This window comes from Pacificimonas sp. ICDLI1SI03, from assembly GCF_054740865.1.
Genome location: NZ_JBSQAU010000001.1, coordinates 2,307,302 through 2,327,956 on the forward strand (window position 1 = coordinate 2,307,302; position 20,655 = coordinate 2,327,956).

The window sequence follows — 20,655 nt, forward strand, 5'->3', positions numbered from 1 at the left end:
GAGTGTGCCAGTCAGTGCGCGAGGGACGCCCTCGGCCGCACGGCGTTCTCGATCATCCCCGGCAGGGCCTCCTCCGACAGGCCACCGCCGGGGAACTCACTCAGAAGTCCAGGCGAAGGTCGACACCGTAGGTGCGCGGTTCCGCATAGATGATGCCTGCAAAACCCAGCGAGCCGAAGTCGATCGCAGACGCCAGATAATCCTCGTCGGTGATGTTCTTGCCCCACAGCGCCACGGTCAGAAGGGAGCGCCCCAAGTCGATTTCAGACACGCCGAGGCGGGCATCGAAGCGTCCGACCGGGCCGTCGCTGATCTGGGGGTTAAACGGATTCAGGCGGTCGAGCGGGTGAAAGTAGATGCGGCTGCGATAAGTATAGTCCAGCCGGGCAAGCAACTCACCGAAGTCGAGAAGGTGGGTGTACTGGACGCCCGCATTGGCCGTCGTGCTGGCGGAATAATGAAAGCGGGCCTCGTCGGCGACATCGATCAACTGGTTCGTCGCTGCGTCGCGGATGATGAACTCCTTGAATTCACGGTCGACATAGCCGCCATTGGCGTTGATCTCCAGGCCAGGAAGCGGCTGGGCGACGATTTCTGCTTCGATGCCCGTATAGGTGGACTTGCCCGCATTAACGGTCAGGCTGGATGCGCCGCCGCTGCCCGCCAGGAACTGGCTGACCTGCAGATCGTCATATTCGGAATGGAAGCCGGTCAGGTTCAGACGAAGCCGCCGGTCGAAAAGCTCTGTTTTCAGTCCCGCCTCGTAGGAGATCAGTTTCTCGGGTTCGAAACTGCCACCGACGGAACGCGGATTGAAACCGCCCGCCTTGTAGCCGGTCGCGACCCGTGCATAGGCGAGGATATCGTCGGTGATGTCGTAATCGATGCTCGCCGCCCAGTTCACCTGATCGAAGCTGGCCTCCAGTTGCCGGGCCTGCGATGTGCGCTGGTCCAGCTCCTTCTTGTCCTCCGTATAACGGACGCCGCCGGTGATCCCCAGCCGGTCGGTGGCGTGCCAGGTTACCTGACCGAACACAGCGCGAGATTCAGATCGGTGATCATAATCCAGGCCCGGCGCCAGCGGGACGCCGAACTGGTTCGTGGTGATGCCCGGCCCCAGCGGTATTGGTGCCGGCGAACCGAGCACGATTGTCAATTCTTGCGGATTGTTCTCGGTCGCGTTCTCTTCAAAGTAGAAAGCGCCGAGTACGAACTCCAGGCTGTCGCCGATGTCGCCGATCAGGTTGAGTTCCTGCGAAAACTGGTCCTGATGGCGGTCGTTGCGCGCCGCAAACAGCTCAATTTCCTGAACGCCCGTCGGGATGAATGTGTTGGGCGGCGCCAGAACGACGGGGCTTACCGTAAAGCCGAGCAGGCCGTCATTGCCGTCGAGATCGGTGCGCGCAACCGAGTTGTTCCAGCGGCGATAGCCTGTCAGCGAGCGCAGCATGATCGATGGGCTGAAGTCGAATTCGACGCCAAGTGTGTGCCCCTGTACCTCATCCTCGATCGTGCCCTGATCCAGACGCAGTGTATCGAGGCGATCCCGTGACACGACCAGCGGATTGCCGCCTAGCGCCTCCGAATTTGACAGATAATCGGCGATGTCCGGTCGCACCGCCGCAAGCTGGAAGGGAATGGAGGAGCTTCGGCTGTCGTTGAAATCGAACGCATAGTCGACCCGCAACGGACCATCCTTGTCATAACGGGCGGCAACCCGAACGGCATCGACATTTCTGGCCCCGGGATCGCGGGAATCGGGTTGGTTCAGGTCATCTGCATAGCCGTCGCGCTGCTTGTGCAGATAGGAAATCTTGAAGCGCAGGCCGCTGGTGCCGAGTTCGCCGGTATCGACGCTGGTACGCGACTGGAAATAACCGAAATTGCCCGCACTGAGAATCTGTGACGCCTTAAAATCGTCGGCCGGTTTGGCGGTAATGAAATTTACTGCGCCGCCCGTCGTGTTACGGCCGTAGAGCGTGCCCTGTGGCCCGCGAAGCACCTCCACCCGCTCCAGATCGACCAGGTCGAACACAGCGCCCGCAGTACGGCCGATCACGACACCGTCGACATAAAGGCTGACCGGGGAATCGATCGTCAGAACGGGATCGGCCTCGCCGATACCACGAATATGGACGGCGATATTATTGGTGGACGAAGGGGTGGTCGTGGTGGTCAGGTTCGGTGCCGACGACGTAATATCGCTAACGTCCACAATGCGCCGCGCCTCTAGTGCATCGGCGGTTATGGCGCTGACCGCCAGTGGCGTATCCTGTAGATTTTCCGCGCGCTTTTGAGCCGTTACGACGATTTCCTGCAGGCCGACGCTGTCGTTTGTGGGTGACGGCACCGTTTCGGCCTGGGTCTGCGCGAGCGCGGCCGTGCCGCCCATCAACATCGCGATCGTGATGCCAGAGGCTGCTTTCATGCTTTTCATTGGTTCATCCCCCATTTTCGGTCTTCAAGACCGTGGTCGTGTTACTGGATTCGTTTTTCGTGGTTGATCCTGGCGCAGCCTGGCGCGATACGAACTCGATCCGCGCGATCTGGCCATCGAACATGTTGTCGCCAGCATCCGGCATCACTTTGGCGCCGGTATCGCGGCCAATGTCGAAGGTTTCGCCCAGACCCGCCGCGATGAAGGCGGTGCGGTCTATCCGCCCGCTCGCCACCTGTCGGCCATCAACAGCTATGGTGAGGACGCCGCCCTGACCGGGGCGCCCGTCGAGCGTGTAGTCATAGGTCATGCGATGTGGCCCGGGTGACACGGCTTCATTTGCGGAGACGACGAAGCGGTCCTCCGGCTTTTGCGAGGCGAGGTGCATCACGACCGGACGACCCTCTCCATCGAAGTGAAAGCTCCAGCCGGCGAACTGGCTGCCGGATGCGATCAATGCTCCCGTGGCGCCTTCATCCGGTACGGTGATCTCGGCGGTCGCGGTGAACGAGCTGAAATTGATCGGCGGCGCGTTTGTCTGCGCCACGCTGATCCTGTCGCCCCAATAGACATAGCTGTTTCGCCGGGGTGCTGCCGACCGGGCACCCGAATTCGCCCGCTCTGTCCCCTGCCGATCATCCAGCGGATAGACATTGTTCGCCCGTGCCTCTCTATCCCACAGAGCCTTCATCTCTGCCAGCCGTTCGGGATATTCCTCAGCCAGGTCATTTGCCTGAGAGAAGTCTTCGTTCAGATTATAGAGCTCCCACGGGTAATCCGTCGGCAGGCCCTTCGACCCGCCGGATTTCCATGGCAGACGACCGGGCGTCGTGCTGGCCATCCAACCCTGATCATAAATTGCGCGATTGCCCAGCATCTCGAAATATTGCCGCACATGCTGTTCCGGCGCTTCGGCTGAATCGAAGCTGTAAACCAGGCTCTTGCCGTCGATCTTCTGCTGTCGGACGCCATGCACAATGTCGGGTGCGGATATGCCCGCTGCCTCAAGAATGGTCGGCATCACGTCGTTCACATGCGCGAATTGGGTGCGAATGCCGCCTGCGTCCTTGATCCGCTCCGGCCATGAGATGACAACGCCATTTCGTGTGCCACCTAAATGAGAGCCGACCTGCTTCGTCCACTGGAACGGCGCATTGGTGCCCCAGGCCCAACCGACGGGAAACACCTGATAGCTGTTGGGACCGCCCATCTCGTCCATTTGCGAGAGAAGCCAGCCAGTATCTTCCTGCATGCCGTTGGCGAGCGTTCCAAGCTCGTTCATCGAGCCGGTGACGTCGCCCTCCGGGCTTGCGCCATTGTCCCCCTCAACGAAGATGACGAGCGTATTGTCCAGCTCGCCCATTCGCTCCAGCTCGGTAAGCACATTGCCGATCTGATCGTCCTGATAGGCGAGCATGCCGGCGAACACTTCCATCATCCGCGCATAGGCACGTCTCTCGTCATCGCTGAGGTCGTCCCAGGCAGGAATCCCGTCTGGTCGCGGGGTGTTCTCCGTATCTGCCGGGACGATGCCGGCAGCCTTTTGACGGGCAAGGCTTTCCTCCCGCAATTGGTCCCAACCATCATCGAATCGACCCTTGAACCTGTCGATCCATTCGGCGGGCGCCTGGTGCGGCGCATGGGCGCTGCCCGGCGCGAAATAGGCGAAAAAGGGCTTGTCGGGTGCCGCGGCATCCTGATTGTGAATCCAGTGGATCAGATCCTGCGCCAGATAGTGGTCCAGCGTCGTGTGCATCTCATGCGGTGCGGCGGGATTGGTGCCGCGATAGAGTTTCGGTGTCCATTGATCGGTGTCGCCACCGATAAAGCCATAGAAATATTCAAACCCCAGCCCTGTCGGCCACAGGTCGAACGGCCCTTCGGTGGGGTCCTCGCTGCCCTGCGGCACATTATGATGCTTGCCGAAAAACGCAGTGTTGTACCCGTTGAGGCGCAGGACCTCTGCAGCCGTGGCCGCAGAGCGTGGAATCACCGCCCAATAGCCGGGATAGCCACTGGCCGTGTCGGTGACGATTCCCGTGCCCACGGCATGGTGATTGCGGCCTGTCAGCAGCGCTGCCCGGGTGGGCGAGCACATCGCCGTCGTGTGGAAGCGGGTGTAGCGCAGGCCTTGGTTCGCCAGACGGTCCAGCGCGGGAGTGGGGACGGGTCCGCCAAATGTGCTGGCCGCTGAAAATCCGACATCGTCGGTCAGTACCAAAAGGACGTTGGGAGCATCCTGCGGCGCCTGGACCGGGCTTTGGAAGGCGGGCGTGGAATCGGCGAATGTCGTGCCGATGGTCCCCTCAAACGGCGGCGACGCCTGGGGCAACACGACCTCACCCGAATCGTGCCCCACATGCGCGTCCTGTCCCACCACTGAGGTGCCGATAAATGCGCAGGACACAATTATGGCTGCAATAATCTTTGCCAAAACATAGCCTCCCCGATAGTTATTTTTGTGTACGATACGGTATCGTTCAAAACGTTGCAAATGGAATTCGGATCGGCCACAGCACCCGCATGTCAGACCCTGCCAGCGCCCCGGATGACGAAGAGCGCGTGATCGAACGAATATTGGCGGCGGCGCGGGACCAGATTCTGCGCCACGGTCTGGCAGGCGCGCGGGTGGATCAGATCGCGCGGAAGGCTGCGGTCAGCAAGCAGACCATCTATGCCTCCTTCGCGTCGAAGGATGATCTGTTTCGTGCGGTGATGAAGGCGACCGTCGCCCGCGCAAGCGCGCCTGACATGCCCGCAGTCGACGCGGACCGGCTGGAACAGACGTTGCTGCAATTTGCCCGCTGGGTCGACAAAAGCATGCGAGAGCCTGCAAATCTGGGCTTCTATCGCGCCAATATCGAGGCTGCGTCGACATTCCCGGAAATGTCGGCGAGCCTGCACAGCCTGCGTGTCGATACCCCGCCCATGCTCGCCCTGATCGAAACGCTTCAGAAACGGGCAGGATTTCCGCCGCTCGATGCGCGGAGGGCAGCGAACTGGTTCGGTGTGCTGGCGGCGGGGGGCATCGAATCCCTGCTGGGAAGGGATTGCAGCGAGGCGGAGCGCCAGGTGCGGTTCGATTCACTGGTGCACCTGTTCGCTTCTGGCTGGAGCGCGCCTGCTCCCCTCAGCCGGGATCCCGCGCCCGGATGGGACGCCCCGGCGGAGGCGCCCGAACAGGACAGCAGCGGACGCACAAATGCCAGCCGCTGGGACGCGATGCTGCGGCTGGCCTTCGATCGCTTCGCCGATAATGGCTTCTCGGGAACCAGCGTGGAACAGATCGCGTCGGCGACGGGCATCGCGAAAATGACCATTTACCGGCGCTATCGCAGCAAGGACGCCCTGTTCGGCGCCGCGCTGCATCGTATCGTAACCGATTTGGAGAGCGGCAGGCCCGCCTTGGCATTTGAGGAGGATGTCGCGTCCACCCTGCTCGCCATCGCCTATCAGCAGGACCGTATCTATTCAGGGAAGGAATATGTGCGCTTGGCGCGACTGCTCGTTACGGCTGCGCCGAATCACGAGGAATCCGTGCAGACGGCCTGGCGGCGGCTGACGGCTCAGGAAGAAATCGATCTGGGCAATTACTTTCTGGCGCAGCGCGATGCCGGCCAGCTGTACCTTGTCGATCCAGTTGTCGCTGCAAGCCAGTTCCTGCTGCTTGCGCGGCGGGGCAATCGGCGTCTGACCGACGAGGCACTATGGGATCCGGACGACGCCATGACGCATGCGCGGGATGTGGTACGCCTTTGCCTGCGCCGCGATGTCTCTGGCACATCGCTTGGGCGCTTCTGATCCTGGTCAGGCGTTCAGCTGCAGCCGGGGCTGGGATGCGCCGCCGGGGCCGCCGCTGGCGGTGTAGGAGCCAGGCTGCCGCTCTCCCGCCATCGCGCTGAGACGGCGGGCGGTCAGCCGTTCCGCGATTCGTGCCAAACGTGCGGCTTCCTCCAGTCTGGTCTGCAACGCGCGTATCCGCTCACGCGTCGCCGGGGCCTGACGGCCGGAACAGCCCTCCAGCGCCTGCAATGCCGCGTCGTGCCCGTCCAGCGCCTTTTCCACGCGAACGATATCGCCGCCCCGGATTGCCGCGATCAGATCATCCAGCGCCGAGGAAAAAGTATCGAGGCGTGCATCGAGGTCGGAGGCCGGAACCTTACTCACCGAACTCGAACGCAACCATGCTGCGCGCAATTGCCTGCGGGTCCACCGGATAGCGGCCCTCTGCGATTGCGGTTCGAATCGCGTCGATACGGCTGCGGTCTACCGGCGCATCTGCGCTGAAGGCCTGCGCGGCCGTGGCCGACAGGTCGACGTCGCTGGCTGGTTGGGGCCGGGCCGCCGTCGACACTGGCGTATCGGCCGCAGGCTTGGCGCGCGATTCGGCCGCAGACCCTGTCAGGCGGGTCGGGGCAATCACGGGCGCGGTCAATTTATTCATCACGGATGATCCTCCGAGGAGTTGGTTCTACTCCTAGAACGACCTTCGCAGCGGAAGATTAAAAGGAAATTAAAAGCGCGCCGTCGGAATCGATGCGACCGGCCAGCTTTTCCCCTGAGCTCAGGTTGACTGCCGTTACCCTGTCCCCCTCGGCGCCGTCCTCTTTGGCGATGCCTTCGACCTGGACACTGAAGCCCTTGCCACTTGCGCGAAGTACCACGCGATCGCCCCTTCGCACGGCTGGCGCGCGTTCCAGCATCGTCAGTTTCAGCGGTGTACCAGCGTTGACGGAGCGCAGAAGCTTATGGCCGATGGCTGCTTCGGCTTCGCGCAGCATGCCGCTGTTAATGGCGGACGGCGCGGGGATCAGGTCGACGTCCTTGGCGGTCACCAACGCCCCCCTGGGCAAGGAGGTTTTCAATGCGACCACCAGGGGGCGCGGCGCGTCCGGCGCGGCAAGTGCGGGAGCGGCCTCCATTAATGGCACGAAGATACGCCAGCCATCGGCATCGTTACAGCGCACGGAAAGGCTGCGGTTGGTATCTTGGGGCGCGATGTCGAGCGGCGTTTTACAGGCGCCCAGCTTCAGGCGTGGGTCGACCGGCCGCGCGCGAACGGACAGGCCCTGCTGCGTCAGAAACTCTGCGACGGTGTGATCTATGTCCGCGGTTGGCACGAACGCCGCGCGAACCGGCAGGGCATGCAGGCCGCCCCCCAGTACGAGAGCGATGATCGTCAATTTCAACCGCGGCAACATATTCCGGGACTCCGCATTCTAACTATCCCCGGTATTCCTGCAGGATCGATGCCAGATCTTGCCCGCCCGAGGGCAACAGGACGGCTTCAACTGACATGCGGCGAAAAACCGTCGGGCGCGTGTCCGTGTCGCCGTCAGAAAAATGGCGGACACCCGCCGCCTGGCTAACTTTCTTAAGAATCCCGTGGCTTGCATCTTCTGGCACAGGGGTTGCTTAGCCCCCTTCGGACGATTTGCGGAAAGGAGGGCAGACGATGGGCGTACTCGACAATTATCTGGGCGTCAGCGCCACGGCGCTAAAGGCGCGTGCACAGCGCATGGACCTGATCGCCTCCAACATCGCGAACGTCGCGACGCCGAATTACAAGGCGCGCGATATCGATTTCGCGTCTGCGCTAAAGGATGCGCAGGGCGCCTCACTGCAGCGTTCGAACGCTTCGCATCTGGGGCCGATCGGCGGCGCATCGGCGCAGGCCGGCTATCGCGTGCCGCAGCAATCGTCGCTGGACGGCAATACTGTCGAACTTGCCAGCGAGCAGGTCGCCTTTTCCGAAAACGCTGTTCGCTACGAAGCGACGCTGAGCGTGCTGAACGGCCGCATCGGTACGCTGATGTCCGCCATAAAGGGAGAATGAAGATGGGAATGAGCATCTTCGATATTTCCGGCCGCGCCATGGGCGCGCAGCTGGTACGGCTGAATACCACGGCCAGTAACATGGCCAATGCCGGTACGGTGTCCGGTAGTGCGGAAGAGGCATATCGCGCCCGCAAGGCGGTGTTTTCCGCAACGCTGGACCGGGCAAGCGACGCCCGCTCTACCGTCGATGTCGAGCGCATCGTTTCCGTCGAGGCGACGCCTGAACAGCGCTACGAACCCGGCCATCCGCAGGCGGACGAGAACGGCTTCGTATATGCCGCTGCGGTCGATACCCAGGCAGAACTCGTCGATATGCTGGAGGCGTCGCGCCACTATCAGAACAATGTGGAGGTGCTGCGAACCGCGAAGTCGCTGATGCTGAATACCTTCCGGATGGGCAGCTGATCATGGCCCTGAGCCCCATTACGACGTCCGACAACAGAGCCGCCACGACGACGGCAAGCGCGAGCGGGCAAAGTCTGGGCCAGAACGACTTTCTGCGCCTGCTGACCACGCAGTTGACCAATCAAAGCCCGCTCGATCCCATGAGCAACGAACAATTCGTCGCCCAGATGGCGCAGATATCCACCTCGACGGGCGTTGCCGAGCTGAAAGCCGAAATCAATTCCCTGCGAGAGGAGGTCGGCCAGAACCGGCTGTCCGAGGCGGCAGGCTATATTGGCCGTACCGCGATGGTCGGCGGCTATCCCGTGACCCCGGGCGAGGATGGGGTGGCCGGCACGGTCGAGGTTTCGAGCGCCGCCGAGGCGATGTTCGTTCACGTCGTCGACGCGAACGGCGACACCGTTCGATCGCTGCCCCTTGGCGCGCAGCAGCCGGGCACCACGGCATTTCAATGGGATGGCAAGACGTCTGCCGGCGATCCCGCCGGCGACGGACCCTTCCTGTTTTCCGCCGAAGCCATTCGCGCGGGCCAGTCCAGTTCCGCCTCCGCCTTTATCAAGGGCGAAGTGACCTCCGTCTCGATCAGCGGCAGCGGCGAAGCCCGCCTGGTGATCGAGGGGATGGGTCGCGTCCCGCCAGGCGCGCTCGCGCAGCTTTCCTGAATTCCGATCAAAGCCTGAATTTCACTCAAAGGACGCCACAATGTCTCTCTACGTTGCTCTCACCGGCCTTAAGGGCGCACAGACCGCCCTGGGCGTCACCTCGAACAACATCGCCAATGCCAATAGCGTCGGTTTCAAGCGCTCGCAGACCGAATTCGCCGACATCGTTGCCAGCTCCGGCATTTCCGGCAGTACGCGGGGTGCGGGTACGGTTCTGAAGGCAACGGAACAGCAGTTCCAGCAGGGCATCATCGAGACGACGGGAAATACGTTCGACATGGCGGTCAGCGGGGAAGGCTTCTTTGCCGTTCGCCCCAGCCTGGAGGGAACCGATGTCGCCTACACCCGCGCGGGGGCGTTCAATCTGAACAAGGATGGCTATGTCGTTGGCTCCAGCGGGCAGCATTTGCTCGGCTATCCGGTTGGCCCTGATGGAGCGGCAACGTCGAAAGCCCCCTCCCTGTTGCAGCCGATACAATTGCCGCAAACGTCGGGCGAGCCGGTCGCATCCTCGGTTCTTGGCCTGTCGGTCAATCTGCCAAAGGATGGCGAGGTGATCCCGGACGGGCCGCGCTATATCGGCACCCCCTACGCGTTCGATCCGGCGGACCCGCTCAGCTATAATCATTCGACGCCGGCGACCCTCTACGATGATAGCGGAACGGCGCAGGCGGCGCGCGTTTTCTATACTCGCACGTCCGCGCCCACGGCTGGCGACCCGAACAGCAGCTGGACGGTCAACATCACCATCGATGGCGAGGAAGTCGCTGCCGCTGATGGCAACCCCATCACCATGACCTTCGACGAGGACGGCGCACTCGCCGCGCCGGCGGGACCGTTCTCCCTTGCAGCATTCGATCCGGGCAATGGCGCGTCCCCCATCAACCTGACCTTCGATCCGGGGACTGCCACGTCGCAAAAGGATTCGCCGTTCACCGTCTATAATGTCGAGCAGGACGGCGTACCGCCGGGCCGGTTGAATGGTGTATCGATCGACGAATCCGGCCTGATCACCGCCGGCTTTTCCAACGGTCAGTCGAGGAATGTCGGCCGCGTCGCCATCGCCAATTTCTCCAATCCACAGGAACTGCTGCAGTCCGGCCAGTCCACCTATCAGGCGACGGGCGGCTCCGGCGATCCGCAGTTTCTGGAGGCGGGGCAGGACGGTGCCGGCAACATCCTCAGCGGCTCCATCGAGCGCGCGAACGTCGATCTGACCGAGGAACTGGTGCAGCTGATTACCGCCCAGCGCAATTTTCAGGCGAATGCCAAGACCATCGAAACCGACAATTCGATGACGCAGTCCATTCTGCAAATCCGCACCTGATCGGCTGACGGAGGAAGCGGCCCATGGACAAGATTTCCTATACGGCGCTTAGCGGCATGCGCGCGACGATGGCGGCGCAGACCGTCACCGCGAACAATCTCGCGAATGCCAGCACGACGGGCTTCCGCCGTGACTTTTCGACGACCATCGCCGCCGCGATCCATGGGTCGGACAATAAGGACAGTCGCATCCTCACCAATGAAACGGCCATGCGCGCCGATTTCAGCGAAGGGATGCTGATGACGACAGGCCGTTCGCTCGACGTGGCACTGGGATCCGGAAATTTCCTGTCGGTCCAAGCCGCCAATGGCGAGGAAGTCTATACGAGGCGCGGCGATCTAAAGATCGCCCCGTCGGGTGCGCTTGTGAACGGCGATGGACGGCCGGTTCTGGGCACGGAGGGGCCGATAACTTTGCCGCCCGCCGCCCGCATTGAGATCCAGGCCGACGGCGGCATCGCCATTCTGCCGGAAGGGGCACCGCCGGAAGCGGATATGGAAGTCGTCGCCCAGTTGAAACTGGTGACGCCCGACCCCGAAAAGCTGGAGCGCGGCGCCGATACGATGTTCAGGTTGACCGAGGGGCAGGTCGAAGCCGATCCGGCCGCGCGCCTCGCCTCCGGCCAGCTGGAAGGTTCCAATGTCGACAGCTCGGAGGAACTCGTGAACCTGCTGGAGCAGGCACGGCAGTTCGAGCTTCAGGTCGGCATTCTCACAACAGCGCGCGATCTCGATCAGTCGAGCGCGTCGCTGCTTCGCCAAGATTAATCAAGGGAGGACAGAATGACCTCGGCTTTGCACATCGCCCGTTCGGGGCTCGACGCGCAGGATATGCGCATGCGGGTGATCTCGAACAACCTCGCCAACGTCAACACGACAGGCTTCAAGCGTGACCGGGCGGATTTCGAAACGCTGATGTACCAGAATTTCGCCCAGGTCGGTGCGCCGACAAGCGCGGAGACGGAGCGCGCCGCTGGCCTGGCCGTCGGCACCGGCGTGAAGATCGCCGGCAGCGAGCGGCTCTTGGGGCAGGGCGAGCTGATGCAGACCGGCAATCCGCTCGACCTGGCGCTCGACGGACCAGGATATTTCATGGTTCGGCTGCAGGACGGAACCACCGGCTATACGCGCGATGGCGCCTTTCGCCTGTCCGAACAGGGTGAGCTGGTGACGACGCAGGGTCTGCCGCTGGAACCGGCAATCGCCATTCCGGAGGGTGCGCAGGCGGTTAGTATCGGTACCGACGGTATCGTCTCCGTGACCATTGCCGGGCAAACCGAACCCGTGGAGGTCGGTAATATCGACACCGCCAATTTCGCCAATGAAGGCGGTCTGCAGCCGATCGGTGACAATCTCTACACCGAAAGCGGCGCCAGCGGGGCGGCCATTATCGGCGCACCCGGCATCGACGGGCGCGGCCGCATTCAGCAATCATCGCTCGAATCCTCCAACGTCAACGTCGTCGAGGAGCTTGTCTCCATGATCGAGACGCAGCGCGCCTATGAGGTAAATTCGAAGGTCATCAGCACGGTCGACGGGATGCTTCGCTATGTCGCTCAGAATATCTAGCACGGCGCTTCTGACGCTGGCGGCGCTTTCGGGCTGCACGGCGGCGCTGGAAGATCGCGGGCCTTCGCCCGAATTCGCGGCAAGCTATCCGGCGCAGAACTCTGCCCCTGCGGCAGCCACCGGCGCCATTTTCCAGGCAAGCAGCTATCAAGCACTCGCCACAGGCCAGCGTGCGAGCCAGATCGGCGATATCCTCACCATCCGCCTGGTCGAGCGCACCCGCGCCTCGAAATCGCAATCCGCCAGCGGCGGGCGCAGCAGCACGACCGGCGTTACGCTGCCCGGCGTGCTGCCGTCTGGTGTCCCCAATGATTTTTTCGAGGGGGGCAGCGACATCGACTTTACCGGTGACGGTGCCGCCGACCAGCAGAATCAACTGTCGGGCGACATAACCGTCACCGTGGCCGACGTGCTGCCAAACGGTGTTCTGGCGGTGCGCGGCGAAAAGCGTGTGCGGCTGAACCGCGGCGATGAATTCATCCGCTTTTCCGGTCTTGTACGGCCCGTCGACATCACGCTCGACAATAATGTGTTGTCCACCCGCGTTGCCGACGCCCGCATTTCCTATGCCGGCACCGGCCAGGTCGCGGCGCCGTCGCGCCAGGGCTGGCTGCAACGGTTCTTTGTCGCCGTGTCTCCCTTCTAGGAAAGCTGACATGATCAAGCCGCTCATCGCCCTTTTGGCGCTCATTGCCCTCGTTGCGCCGGTACAGGCGGAGCGGTTGAAGGATCTGGGCGCCTTTGCCGGTGTCCGCAGCAACCAGTTGACGGGCTATGGCTTCGTGGTCGGCCTTGCGGGAACGGGCGACGATAATCTGCCCTACACAATAGAAAGCGTACGGGCGGCGGTCTCCCGCTTTGGCCTGACCCTGCCGCCGGGGGTAAACCCGTCGCTGAAAAACACCGCCGCCGTCATGATCACGGCGGACCTGCCTGCCTTTGCGAAGCCGGGCCAGACGATCGACATCACCGTGTCCGCGCTTGGCAAGGCGAAGTCCCTTCGCGGCGGCAGCCTGATCCTCGCGCCGTTATACGGTGCCGATGGCCAGATTTATGGCATGGCGCAGGGCAGCCTTGTGGTCGGCGGCTTTGGCGCAGAGGGCAGGGATGGCTCCCGCATTCAGGTAAATGTCCCCTCCTCCGGGCGTATTCCCGGCGGCGCGACGGTGGAGCGCATGGTGGACAGCCCCATTCATGACAGCCCCGCCCTGGTGTTCAACCTGAGAGAGGCCGATTTCAGCACGACCATGAACGTCGTGAACGCGATCAATGCGGCGGTCGGAGAGGGGACGGCCAGCGCGCTTGATGCCGTCTCCATTAAGGTTTCCGCGCCGCCGGTCGTTGAAACACGCGTGGCCCTGATCAGCATCATCGAAAATCTCGACGTGGCGAAGGCGGAAGCGCCGGCGCGGGTCGTCGTGAATTCGCGGACGGGCACCGTCGTCATTGGTAAGGACGTCAAGCTGAGTGCGGCGGCAGTATCGCACGGCAGCCTGACGGTCCGCGTCGACGAACGTCCCTATGCCAGCCAGCCTGGGCCCTTTTCCGACGGCGAGACGGTCGTCGTGGAGGATTCGGCGGTCAGCTATGAACAGGGCGACGGTCGCGTATTCCTGTTCGAACCCGGCGTGTCGCTGGCCGACCTGGTCAATGCCATCAATGCCGTGGGCGCCGCGCCCGGCGACCTGGTGGCGATCCTGGAGGCGTTGAAACAGGCGGGCGCGATGACCGCGCAGCTGGTGGTGATCTGATGTCCGATGCGATTCTTTCCGCTCGCCAGACGGCGGTAAGCAGTGCCCCGGCCCCGGATGCGGCGCAATTGTCGCGCACCGCGAAGCTGAAGGACGCGGCGGCGGATTTCGAGGCGATCTTCGCGCGTCAGATGATTTCGGCCATGCGCTCCGCCAGCCTGGGTGACGGCGTACTCGATTCCAATGCCAGCGGAACGTTTCGCGATCAGTTCGACGGCGCCGTTGCGGATATCATGGGCGGGCGCGGGGCCCTCGGCCTGGGCGACGCCCTCGTCCGTTCGGTCGACCGGACGCGCGGGGACGGCGCCCCAGCGACGGCTCCCGTTGGCCGTTCCCTCCAATCCTATAGGGACGCGGCGAGATGAACGACCTCTTTCACATCGGCGCCTCTGGTCTGCGTGCGTTTCGCGCTTCGCTGGATGTGACGGGCGGTAATGTCGCCAATGCGGATACCCCCGGCTATACGCGGCGCAGCGCCCAGATCAGCGCGCTTCCCACATCCGGCGCCAGCGGCCTGCACTATGCCGACCGCACGTCCGGATCCGGCGCGACGGTGGATGGAATCCTGCGCCAGTACGATACGTTCCTGGCGGCGGAGGTGCGTACCGGCGCGGCATTGCAGGCGCGCGATACGGCGGCAAGCCGCTGGCTGGGCGAGCTGGAATCCGCGCTCGGGACGCAGGAAACCGGGCTCGCGGCGGCCTATGACCGGTTTTACAGCGCGGCGACAGATCTTGCCGCCAGCCCGAATTCATTGTCCGCGCGCACCGTCCTGCTGGAGGTTTCGGGATCACTTGCCGAATCGTTCGGCCAGACGGGAACGGCTCTCGGCGCGCTTGAGTCCGACATTACCGGCGCAATGACGTCGAGCGCGGATGAAGCCAATACCGTGCTGCGCGCACTGGCGGACATTAATGACGGCCTGTTGCGGGCAAAGGCGGGATCGGCGACCGAGGCGGGTCTGCTCGACCAGCGCGACCAGTTCCTGTCCGAACTCGCCGAATTCGTGCCGATCCATGTGGAGGAGAACAGTTTCGGCCAATTCTCCGTACGGCTGGATAATGGCCTTGGCCAACATCTCCTGACACCCTCCCACACGTCGGAACTGGGCATCGGCAAGGACCCCCACGGCGCGCCGACCCTTATCCTCGACGCCAATTTCGCCCCGCGCGAGATCGACTTTCCTGCCTCCGGTGAACTGGCCGGGCAGCGGCAGGCGTGGGAGAAGCTGAGCCAGGCGGGCCAGGACCTCGATAAACAGGCGAACCGGTTTGCGCAGGTGATGAACGACATCCATGCCGAGGGTGTCGACCTTGCCGGTGAACGCGGCAAGCCGCTGTTCGCAACCGACGGCGTTGGCGTCGTCGCCCAAGAGGTCAATCGCGGGGATGTGTCGGTAAATGTGAAAACCGACGGCAGCGCCCTTGCTGCGGACGGCTATCAACTGGTCTATGATTCCACGACGCCACAATGGACGCTCAGCCGCACCGACGGCACTGCGCAGACCAGCGGCCTCGGAATGTTGACGCTGGATGGGATGCAGGTCGAACTGTACGGCAATGCGCGCAACGGCGACCGCTTCGTCCTGACGCCGGAAACGGGTGCCGCGCATATGCGGCTGGAAATGGACGATCCGGCCGATCTCGCGATGGCCGCCGCCTTTCAGGTGACGTCGTCCAGCGGATTTGCCGGTGGCGCGACACTGTCCGTTGACGATGCCGCCGCGCTTTCCGGAACGGCGCCGCACCGCTTTACGTGGACGGCTGCTGATGAGGTTCAGATCATCGATGCGAATGACGTCGTGATTGGGACGGAAGCGTTCGTTCCCGGTATGGCGCTGGAGGGCGCAGGATATCGTCTGACCGTTTCGGGACAGCCCGCAGTCGGCGACACGCTTACCGTGTCCGCAACGCCGGCTGGTTATGAGGATAATTCCAATTTGCAGGCGATGCTGGCACGCGGCGATACGCAGCAGGAAGCGTTCGAGGAACGCTTCGCGCAATTGCGGACACGCATATCCTCCTCTTATTCCGAGGCGCAAAGCCGGGCGGAAGTTTCCGCCATCGTCGCAGAGCAATCCGCGATGGGGCTTGCCAATGCCCAGGGCGTGAACCTCGACGAGGAGGCCGCCAACCTGGTCCGCTATCAACAGGGATATCAGGCCTCGACCCGCATTATCGCCGCCGCCAGCGAGATGTTCGATTCGCTGCTGGCAATTCGCTGACGGAGATTCTTGATGCGCATCGCAACCTCCTCCTGGTATCGGCACCAGACTGAAACCATGCTCGACAAGCAGGCGAAGATTGCCGGCCTGCAGGAGCAGATTGCGACCGGGCGCCGTTTCACGTCGGCGTCAGCCGATCCGGCTGCGGCGCAACGCGCCGATACGATCAAGCGGGCTATCAGCGACAATGATCAGGCGCTGCGCAATTCGGCAAGCGTGACGGAACGGCTGCAGGCCAGCGGCCTTGCGCTGGAGGGCATGAGCGACATCATGCAGCGCATGAACGAGCTCGCCATTTCCGCGTCCAGCGATACGCTGAGCGGAGACGACAGGCGTACGATCGCCGTGGAAGTCGACCAGCTGAAGGCGCAGTTTCTGCAATTGTCGAATGCGCGTTCCGCGGACGGCACCTATGTCTTTTCCGGCGGGGCGAGCGGTACGCCTGCCTTTGCGGCCCAGCCGGACGGAAGCGTCCGTTACGAAGGCAGCGGGAAGGCGATCCGCGTACCCGTCGGCGCCGGCAATCTTGTCGCCGCCGGCGATGCCGCCGATAGCTTTCTGGTCCGACCGGATGGCGAGGGTGGGGATACTTCGGTCTTCGACCTCTTCGATCAATTTTCCGGGCTGATGCGAGCGGGTGATCCGGACGGGGAAACACCGGAACAGCGCGCGGCGCGCCACGCAGGAATGGAGGATATGCTCGTTCAGCTGAAAAGCAGCGCCGACGGCATTTTCGACGTACAGGCGGCCCAGGGCAGCCGCCTGTCGGTGCTGGAGAGCGAAGAACGGCGCCTGGAAGACATGTCCGTCGACCTGGAGGCCACCCGGTCCACCCTGGAAGATACGGATGTCACCGCTGCCATTGTCGACCTGGAAAGATATGCGACGATCCTGAAGGCGATCCAGGCCAGTTTCGGCAAGGTGGCGAGCCTCAGCCTTTTCGACCGCCTGTAACCGGTCCGACCCCCATACCTTAAGTTCCGCACCGCTCCGTCGTTACGTGTTTGGTCAAGCAAGTTTTCCAGGAGCGGTCTAAATGGTCTTCGGCGTCGGGCTGCTCATCCTGTTTGCCATGGTATTCGGGGGATATATTCTTGCGGGCGGCCATATGGGTCCGCTGCTTCATTCGCTTCCCTATGAAATGATGATCATCGGCGGCGCCGCCGTCGGCGCGCTCGTCATCGGCAATTCCGTCCGGGCGGTGAAACATCTGGGCGGCAGCTTCAAGAAGATCCTCAGCGGCCCAAGGTGGAAGGACGAGGATTATCTGAACGCGATCTTCGTCGTCAGCCGCCTGACGAAACTCCTCAAGAACGAGGGGCCAGTCGCGCTCGAAAGCCATGTGGAAAACCCGCAGGAGAGCGAAATCTTCCGCGACTATCCGCGCCTGATGGCGGATACCTTCTTCATCCACTTCGTGACCGACGCGCTGCGCCTGCAGGTCATTGCGCCAGGCGGCCTCGACGCCTTTCAGGTCGAGGAGGTCATGGACAATGCGCTGAAGACGCATTTGCACCATGAGGACGAAACCGTTCACATGCTGGAGAGCCTCGCAGATGGCCTGCCCGCCCTCGGCATCGTCGCCGCCGTGCTGGGCGTTATCAAGACCATGGGGTCCATCGATCAGCCGCCTGCCGTGCTCGGCGCAATGATCGGCGGCGCTCTGGTCGGCACCTTTCTGGGCGTGTTTCTGGCCTATGGCATCGCCTCTCCCTGCGCGTCACGCCTGAAACAGGTGCTGAGAGAGGACGCCGAAATCTATCACGTCGCGAAACAGATCATCATCGCGTCGTTGCGGAACAGCCCGCAGGCGCTGGTCGTGGAGGCCGCGCGCACGAGCATCAGCCCGCATAATCAGCCCAGCTTTGCCGCCGTGTTCGACGGCCTGCGCGAGGCGGCATGACCATGTTGGAACTCGTCGAAGACCGTCCGCGCCCCGCCCCCATCATCGTGAAGCGCGTCATAGAGGGTGGCGGCGGACACCATGGCGGCGCGTGGAAAGTGGCCTATGCCGACTTCGTGACGGCAATGATGGCATTCTTCCTGATCATGTGGATTCTGGGCGCCACGTCGGAGGACCAGCGCAAAGGCATTGCGGATTATTTCCGGCCCACTCTCGCGACGCAATCGGCGGGCGGCGGTGCCAACGGCCTGCTCGCCGGGCGATCGATGAACGAGAAGGACGGTATCGCCAAATCCGCAACCACTGCCCTGGCCTCGCTCCGGCAGCCAATCGATCAGATAGAAACGTTCACCGACGATACCGCCGCGACCCGCACCCTGGCGCGCGACCTGCAATCCTTTGAAAGTTTCCGGCTGAAACTGCTGTCGATTATCGAATCCGATCCCCAGCTCGCCAGCATGTCGGAGCAGATGCACCTGACCCTGACGCCGGAGGGATTGCGGCTGGAGGTTACCGATGCGCCCGGTTCCGCCATGTTCGCGGTGGGCGAGACGGGGGCAGTCAACATGGCGAGGCCAATCCTGGCCGGTATCGCCACGGCCCTTGCCGAAATCGACAATGACATTGCGGTCCGTGGCCACACCGATGGGCGCGGCTATGCCAGCCCCAAGCGAATGAACAACTGGCTGCTGTCAGCGGCCCGCGCCGACGCGACGCGACAGGAATTGCTGGGCGGCGGCGTCGACCCGGCCCGCATCGCGCGCATAGAGGGCACCGCCGACCGCGAACTGCGCGCCAGCGATGACCCGCTGGACGAGCGTAACCGACGAATTTCCATCACCATGCTGTTCTCAGACCCCAACGCTCCCGTGCCGGAGGGGCCGTTCTTTCGCGAAGGCGGCGACGCACAATAGGACGGGCACCGAGCGACATGCGCGGTGCCCTCGTCCCTGCCAATGTCCTTATTGAGCGCCGCGCTTAATGCCTTCGCCCGGGAACAGATTGGGCGTGATTTCGCCGTTTTGTACCATCACCTTGCCGTCGACGAGGACATAGCGATAGCCGCTTGAGGGCTGCTGCGGATCCTCGAAGGTGGCATTGTCGGTGACGGTCGCGGGGTCGAAGATGACGATGTCGGCGTCCGCGCCTACATCGATGCGCCCCTTGCGCGCCATGGCGGGGGCGACCTTTTCCAGGCGACGAGCCGGCATGATCGTCATTTTGCTGAGGGCGGTGTTCAGGTCCAGCACGCCGCGTTCGCGCACGAAATGGCCGAGCACGCGGCTGAAGCTGCCGGCGCCGCGCGGATGCACCTTTGGATCGTTCATGACCATGCCGTCGGAGGCAATGGAAACGAAGGGATCGGCCATGGCCGCGTCGATCGCCTCCTGCGGGATCATGAAAATGACCACCGTCCCCTCCGGGTTTTCCTTGCGGTATTTGTTGAAGGTTTCTTCGGTCAGACGCTCGCCCGTGGCGGTCCACTGCACGTCGCCATAGGTGACGTTGGAACGCTCCTGCCAGCCTTCGGAAAAGAATTCGGAACCGAGTGCCGTCGATCCCGCCTCATAGGGGTAGGCCTCCGTCGTGACGTCGACGCCGTTCGCGGCCGCACCCTTCATGATTTCGATAACCGTTGGTGCATCGCCGAGCGCGGTCGACGTGACGTGGACCAGCTGCAGCGCGGCGCCTGTTGCCGCAGCGTCCGCGATCAGCTCATTGGCGACGGCGATGGGCATGCCGGGCGCACGGCTTTCCTCGCGCATACGTACATGGACAAAGACGGGCACGTCTGCTTCCGCCGCGGTCTTGAACGCGCGATAGATTTCGCGGCGACCGATGCCCGGCGCATATTCCAGACCGATGCCGATCCCCAATGCGCCGGCGTCGATTTCACGCTTCACCGCAGCGAGGATCGCATCCTCCTGCTCTTCATTCGCCGGGGTGGTAAGCGCGGCGGGGGCGAGGGTCGTTGCGCTGCTGCTGAGCGCGCCGTTCATGACGCAATTCTCTTCGGTCAGAACCTCTATGCGCGCGCACAGGAACGAAGCGGTCGCGCCGAAATTGATCAGTGCCTTGCCTGTTTTGTTGGCATAATAGTCGGCCACCGGCATGACGCCGGATTCCATTTCCATGGCCGTCGTGACACCGTCCAGCAGCTGGAAACTCTGGCTCTTCGGATCCTGTCCATGCGCGTGATAGTCGATGAAGCCCGGCGCCACGACTTGGCCGGTGGCATCCAGAACCTGCCTGCCGTTCAACGGTGTCGTGGCAATTGCCGCGACCGTGCCGTCATTAATGCCGACATTCGCAACCTCGTCGCGCCCGCTGGCCGGATCGATGACACGGCCGCCCTGGATCACGATGTCATAGGTGGCGTTCGCGTCATTTGCACTTGTCTGAGCACCCGCCATGCCCGGCAGCAAAAGCGCTGTGGAACAGACCAGAGCCGCCACTGCGGTCGTGATGCGGATACGGAGACGGTGGCTGCGGATTGCGCGAAATTCGGTCATGTGAAGCTCCCTCTGAATGCGCAATGA

Annotated in this window: 20 protein-coding genes; 14 read left to right on the top strand and 6 right to left on the bottom strand. The window is 62.9% G+C overall.

Going from position 1 to position 20,655, the window contains the following annotated elements; translation table 11 throughout:
• Positions 1 to 100: 100 nt before the first annotated feature.
• On the bottom strand, positions 101 to 2,437 hold the full coding sequence (locus ACSMXM_RS11280) for a TonB-dependent receptor (protein WP_460316152.1): 2,337 nt from the start codon (positions 2,435 to 2,437) through the stop codon (positions 101 to 103).
• Between the two features lie 4 nt (positions 2,438 to 2,441).
• Positions 2,442 to 4,871: a sulfatase-like hydrolase/transferase gene (locus ACSMXM_RS11285; RefSeq protein WP_460316154.1), complete on the bottom strand. Its 2,430-nt coding sequence runs from the start codon at positions 4,869 to 4,871 to the stop codon at positions 2,442 to 2,444.
• A gap of 89 nt (positions 4,872 to 4,960) precedes the next feature.
• Here ACSMXM_RS11285 and ACSMXM_RS11290 point away from each other — a divergent pair, with 89 nt between their 5' ends.
• Positions 4,961 to 6,238 (top strand): TetR/AcrR family transcriptional regulator, encoded by a 1,278-nt coding sequence (locus ACSMXM_RS11290; protein ID WP_460316156.1) that lies wholly within the window; start codon positions 4,961 to 4,963, stop codon positions 6,236 to 6,238.
• Positions 6,239 to 6,244: 6 nt separating this feature from the next.
• On the opposite strand, the gene ACSMXM_RS11295 is transcribed toward ACSMXM_RS11290, so the two are convergent.
• The 3 genes from ACSMXM_RS11295 to flgA are packed head-to-tail and all read right to left on the bottom strand — an operon-like array spanning position 6,245 to position 7,638.
• Complete coding sequence (locus tag ACSMXM_RS11295) at positions 6,245 to 6,604, bottom strand: hypothetical protein (protein ID WP_460316158.1); 360 nt, start codon at positions 6,602 to 6,604, stop codon at positions 6,245 to 6,247.
• Positions 6,597 to 6,881, bottom strand: coding sequence for a flagellar biosynthesis anti-sigma factor FlgM (flgM, locus tag ACSMXM_RS11300; RefSeq protein ID WP_460316160.1), 285 nt, complete (start codon positions 6,879 to 6,881; stop codon positions 6,597 to 6,599). The genes ACSMXM_RS11295 and flgM overlap by 8 nt, the downstream gene beginning before the upstream one ends.
• A 58-nt stretch (positions 6,882 to 6,939) precedes the next feature.
• Positions 6,940 to 7,638, bottom strand: a complete 699-nt coding sequence (flgA, locus tag ACSMXM_RS11305; protein WP_460316162.1) for a flagellar basal body P-ring formation chaperone FlgA — start codon at positions 7,636 to 7,638, stop codon at positions 6,940 to 6,942.
• 254 nt (positions 7,639 to 7,892) lie between these two features.
• Between flgA and flgB the strand changes: the two genes are divergently transcribed.
• The 13 genes from flgB to ACSMXM_RS11370 all read left to right on the top strand — a co-directional run bounded on the left by flgB (position 7,893) and on the right by ACSMXM_RS11370 (position 19,029).
• The gene (gene flgB / locus ACSMXM_RS11310; RefSeq protein ID WP_460316163.1) at positions 7,893 to 8,273 is read left to right on the top strand and encodes a flagellar basal body rod protein FlgB; all 381 of its coding nucleotides are present in this window, start codon (positions 7,893 to 7,895) and stop codon (positions 8,271 to 8,273) included.
• Between the two features lie 8 nt (positions 8,274 to 8,281).
• Positions 8,282 to 8,680: a flagellar basal body rod protein FlgC gene (gene flgC, locus ACSMXM_RS11315; RefSeq protein ID WP_460316421.1), complete on the top strand. Its 399-nt coding sequence runs from the start codon at positions 8,282 to 8,284 to the stop codon at positions 8,678 to 8,680.
• A 2-nt stretch (positions 8,681 to 8,682) separates the two neighbouring features.
• Positions 8,683 to 9,342, top strand: a complete 660-nt coding sequence (locus tag ACSMXM_RS11320) for a flagellar hook assembly protein FlgD (RefSeq protein WP_460316164.1) — start codon at positions 8,683 to 8,685, stop codon at positions 9,340 to 9,342.
• 40 nt (positions 9,343 to 9,382) lie between these two features.
• A complete protein-coding gene (locus ACSMXM_RS11325) occupies positions 9,383 to 10,669 on the top strand; it encodes a flagellar hook protein FlgE (protein ID WP_460316166.1) in 1,287 nt (428 codons plus the stop codon).
• Positions 10,670 to 10,692: 23 nt separating this feature from the next.
• Positions 10,693 to 11,436, top strand: a complete 744-nt coding sequence (locus ACSMXM_RS11330) for a flagellar basal body rod protein FlgF (RefSeq protein WP_460316168.1) — start codon at positions 10,693 to 10,695, stop codon at positions 11,434 to 11,436.
• Positions 11,437 to 11,451: 15 nt separating this feature from the next.
• A complete protein-coding gene (gene flgG, locus ACSMXM_RS11335; RefSeq protein ID WP_460316169.1) occupies positions 11,452 to 12,237 on the top strand; it encodes a flagellar basal-body rod protein FlgG in 786 nt (261 codons plus the stop codon).
• The gene (locus ACSMXM_RS11340; RefSeq protein WP_460316170.1) at positions 12,218 to 12,883 is read left to right on the top strand and encodes a flagellar basal body L-ring protein FlgH; all 666 of its coding nucleotides are present in this window, start codon (positions 12,218 to 12,220) and stop codon (positions 12,881 to 12,883) included. Before flgG ends, ACSMXM_RS11340 begins: the two co-directional genes overlap by 20 nt.
• Positions 12,884 to 12,893: 10 nt before the next feature.
• Positions 12,894 to 13,988 (top strand): flagellar basal body P-ring protein FlgI, encoded by a 1,095-nt coding sequence (locus tag ACSMXM_RS11345; protein WP_460316172.1) that lies wholly within the window; start codon positions 12,894 to 12,896, stop codon positions 13,986 to 13,988.
• Positions 13,988 to 14,353, top strand: a complete 366-nt coding sequence (locus tag ACSMXM_RS11350) for a rod-binding protein (protein WP_460316173.1) — start codon at positions 13,988 to 13,990, stop codon at positions 14,351 to 14,353. Before ACSMXM_RS11345 ends, ACSMXM_RS11350 begins: the two co-directional genes overlap by 1 nt.
• Positions 14,350 to 16,212, top strand: coding sequence for a flagellar hook-associated protein FlgK (locus tag ACSMXM_RS11355; protein ID WP_460316174.1), 1,863 nt, complete (start codon positions 14,350 to 14,352; stop codon positions 16,210 to 16,212). Before ACSMXM_RS11350 ends, ACSMXM_RS11355 begins: the two co-directional genes overlap by 4 nt.
• Positions 16,213 to 16,224: 12 nt before the next feature.
• The gene (gene flgL / locus ACSMXM_RS11360; protein ID WP_460316175.1) at positions 16,225 to 17,166 is read left to right on the top strand and encodes a flagellar hook-associated protein FlgL; all 942 of its coding nucleotides are present in this window, start codon (positions 16,225 to 16,227) and stop codon (positions 17,164 to 17,166) included.
• 82 nt (positions 17,167 to 17,248) lie between these two features.
• Entirely contained in the window at positions 17,249 to 18,115 is an 867-nt protein-coding gene (gene motA / locus ACSMXM_RS11365) for a flagellar motor stator protein MotA (protein WP_460316177.1), read from the top strand.
• 2 nt (positions 18,116 to 18,117) lie between these two features.
• On the top strand, positions 18,118 to 19,029 hold the full coding sequence (locus ACSMXM_RS11370) for a flagellar motor protein MotB (protein ID WP_460316178.1): 912 nt from the start codon (positions 18,118 to 18,120) through the stop codon (positions 19,027 to 19,029).
• Between the two features lie 48 nt (positions 19,030 to 19,077).
• Here ACSMXM_RS11370 and ACSMXM_RS11375 read toward each other — a convergent pair whose 3' ends face one another.
• A complete protein-coding gene (locus tag ACSMXM_RS11375; RefSeq protein WP_460316179.1) occupies positions 19,078 to 20,628 on the bottom strand; it encodes an amidohydrolase family protein in 1,551 nt (516 codons plus the stop codon).
• Positions 20,629 to 20,655 lie beyond the last annotated feature (27 nt).

Excerpts from the sequence above, each read along its gene's own strand:
- ACSMXM_RS11355 (WP_460316174.1), top strand. The coding sequence starts at position 14,350 with ATGAACGACCTCTTTCACATCGGCGCCTCTGGTCTGCGTGCGTTTCGC.
- ACSMXM_RS11325 (WP_460316166.1), top strand. The coding sequence starts at position 9,383 with ATGTCTCTCTACGTTGCTCTCACCGGCCTTAAGGGCGCACAGACCGCC.
- ACSMXM_RS11370 (WP_460316178.1), top strand. The coding sequence starts at position 18,118 with ATGTTGGAACTCGTCGAAGACCGTCCGCGCCCCGCCCCCATCATCGTG.
- ACSMXM_RS11330 (WP_460316168.1), top strand. The coding sequence starts at position 10,693 with ATGGACAAGATTTCCTATACGGCGCTTAGCGGCATGCGCGCGACGATG.
- ACSMXM_RS11290 (WP_460316156.1), top strand. The coding sequence starts at position 4,961 with ATGTCAGACCCTGCCAGCGCCCCGGATGACGAAGAGCGCGTGATCGAA.
- ACSMXM_RS11280 (WP_460316152.1), bottom strand. The coding sequence starts at position 2,437 with ATGAAAAGCATGAAAGCAGCCTCTGGCATCACGATCGCGATGTTGATG.
- ACSMXM_RS11340 (WP_460316170.1), top strand. The coding sequence starts at position 12,218 with ATGTCGCTCAGAATATCTAGCACGGCGCTTCTGACGCTGGCGGCGCTT.
- flgB (WP_460316163.1), top strand. The coding sequence starts at position 7,893 with ATGGGCGTACTCGACAATTATCTGGGCGTCAGCGCCACGGCGCTAAAG.
- ACSMXM_RS11345 (WP_460316172.1), top strand. The coding sequence starts at position 12,894 with ATGATCAAGCCGCTCATCGCCCTTTTGGCGCTCATTGCCCTCGTTGCG.
- flgA (WP_460316162.1), bottom strand. The coding sequence starts at position 7,638 with ATGTTGCCGCGGTTGAAATTGACGATCATCGCTCTCGTACTGGGGGGC.
- ACSMXM_RS11350 (WP_460316173.1), top strand. The coding sequence starts at position 13,988 with ATGTCCGATGCGATTCTTTCCGCTCGCCAGACGGCGGTAAGCAGTGCC.
- motA (WP_460316177.1), top strand. The coding sequence starts at position 17,249 with ATGGTCTTCGGCGTCGGGCTGCTCATCCTGTTTGCCATGGTATTCGGG.
- flgC (WP_460316421.1), top strand. The coding sequence starts at position 8,282 with ATGAGCATCTTCGATATTTCCGGCCGCGCCATGGGCGCGCAGCTGGTA.
- flgL (WP_460316175.1), top strand. The coding sequence starts at position 16,225 with ATGCGCATCGCAACCTCCTCCTGGTATCGGCACCAGACTGAAACCATG.
- ACSMXM_RS11320 (WP_460316164.1), top strand. The coding sequence starts at position 8,683 with ATGGCCCTGAGCCCCATTACGACGTCCGACAACAGAGCCGCCACGACG.
- ACSMXM_RS11375 (WP_460316179.1), bottom strand. The coding sequence starts at position 20,628 with ATGACCGAATTTCGCGCAATCCGCAGCCACCGTCTCCGTATCCGCATC.
- flgG (WP_460316169.1), top strand. The coding sequence starts at position 11,452 with ATGACCTCGGCTTTGCACATCGCCCGTTCGGGGCTCGACGCGCAGGAT.
- flgM (WP_460316160.1), bottom strand. The coding sequence starts at position 6,881 with ATGAATAAATTGACCGCGCCCGTGATTGCCCCGACCCGCCTGACAGGG.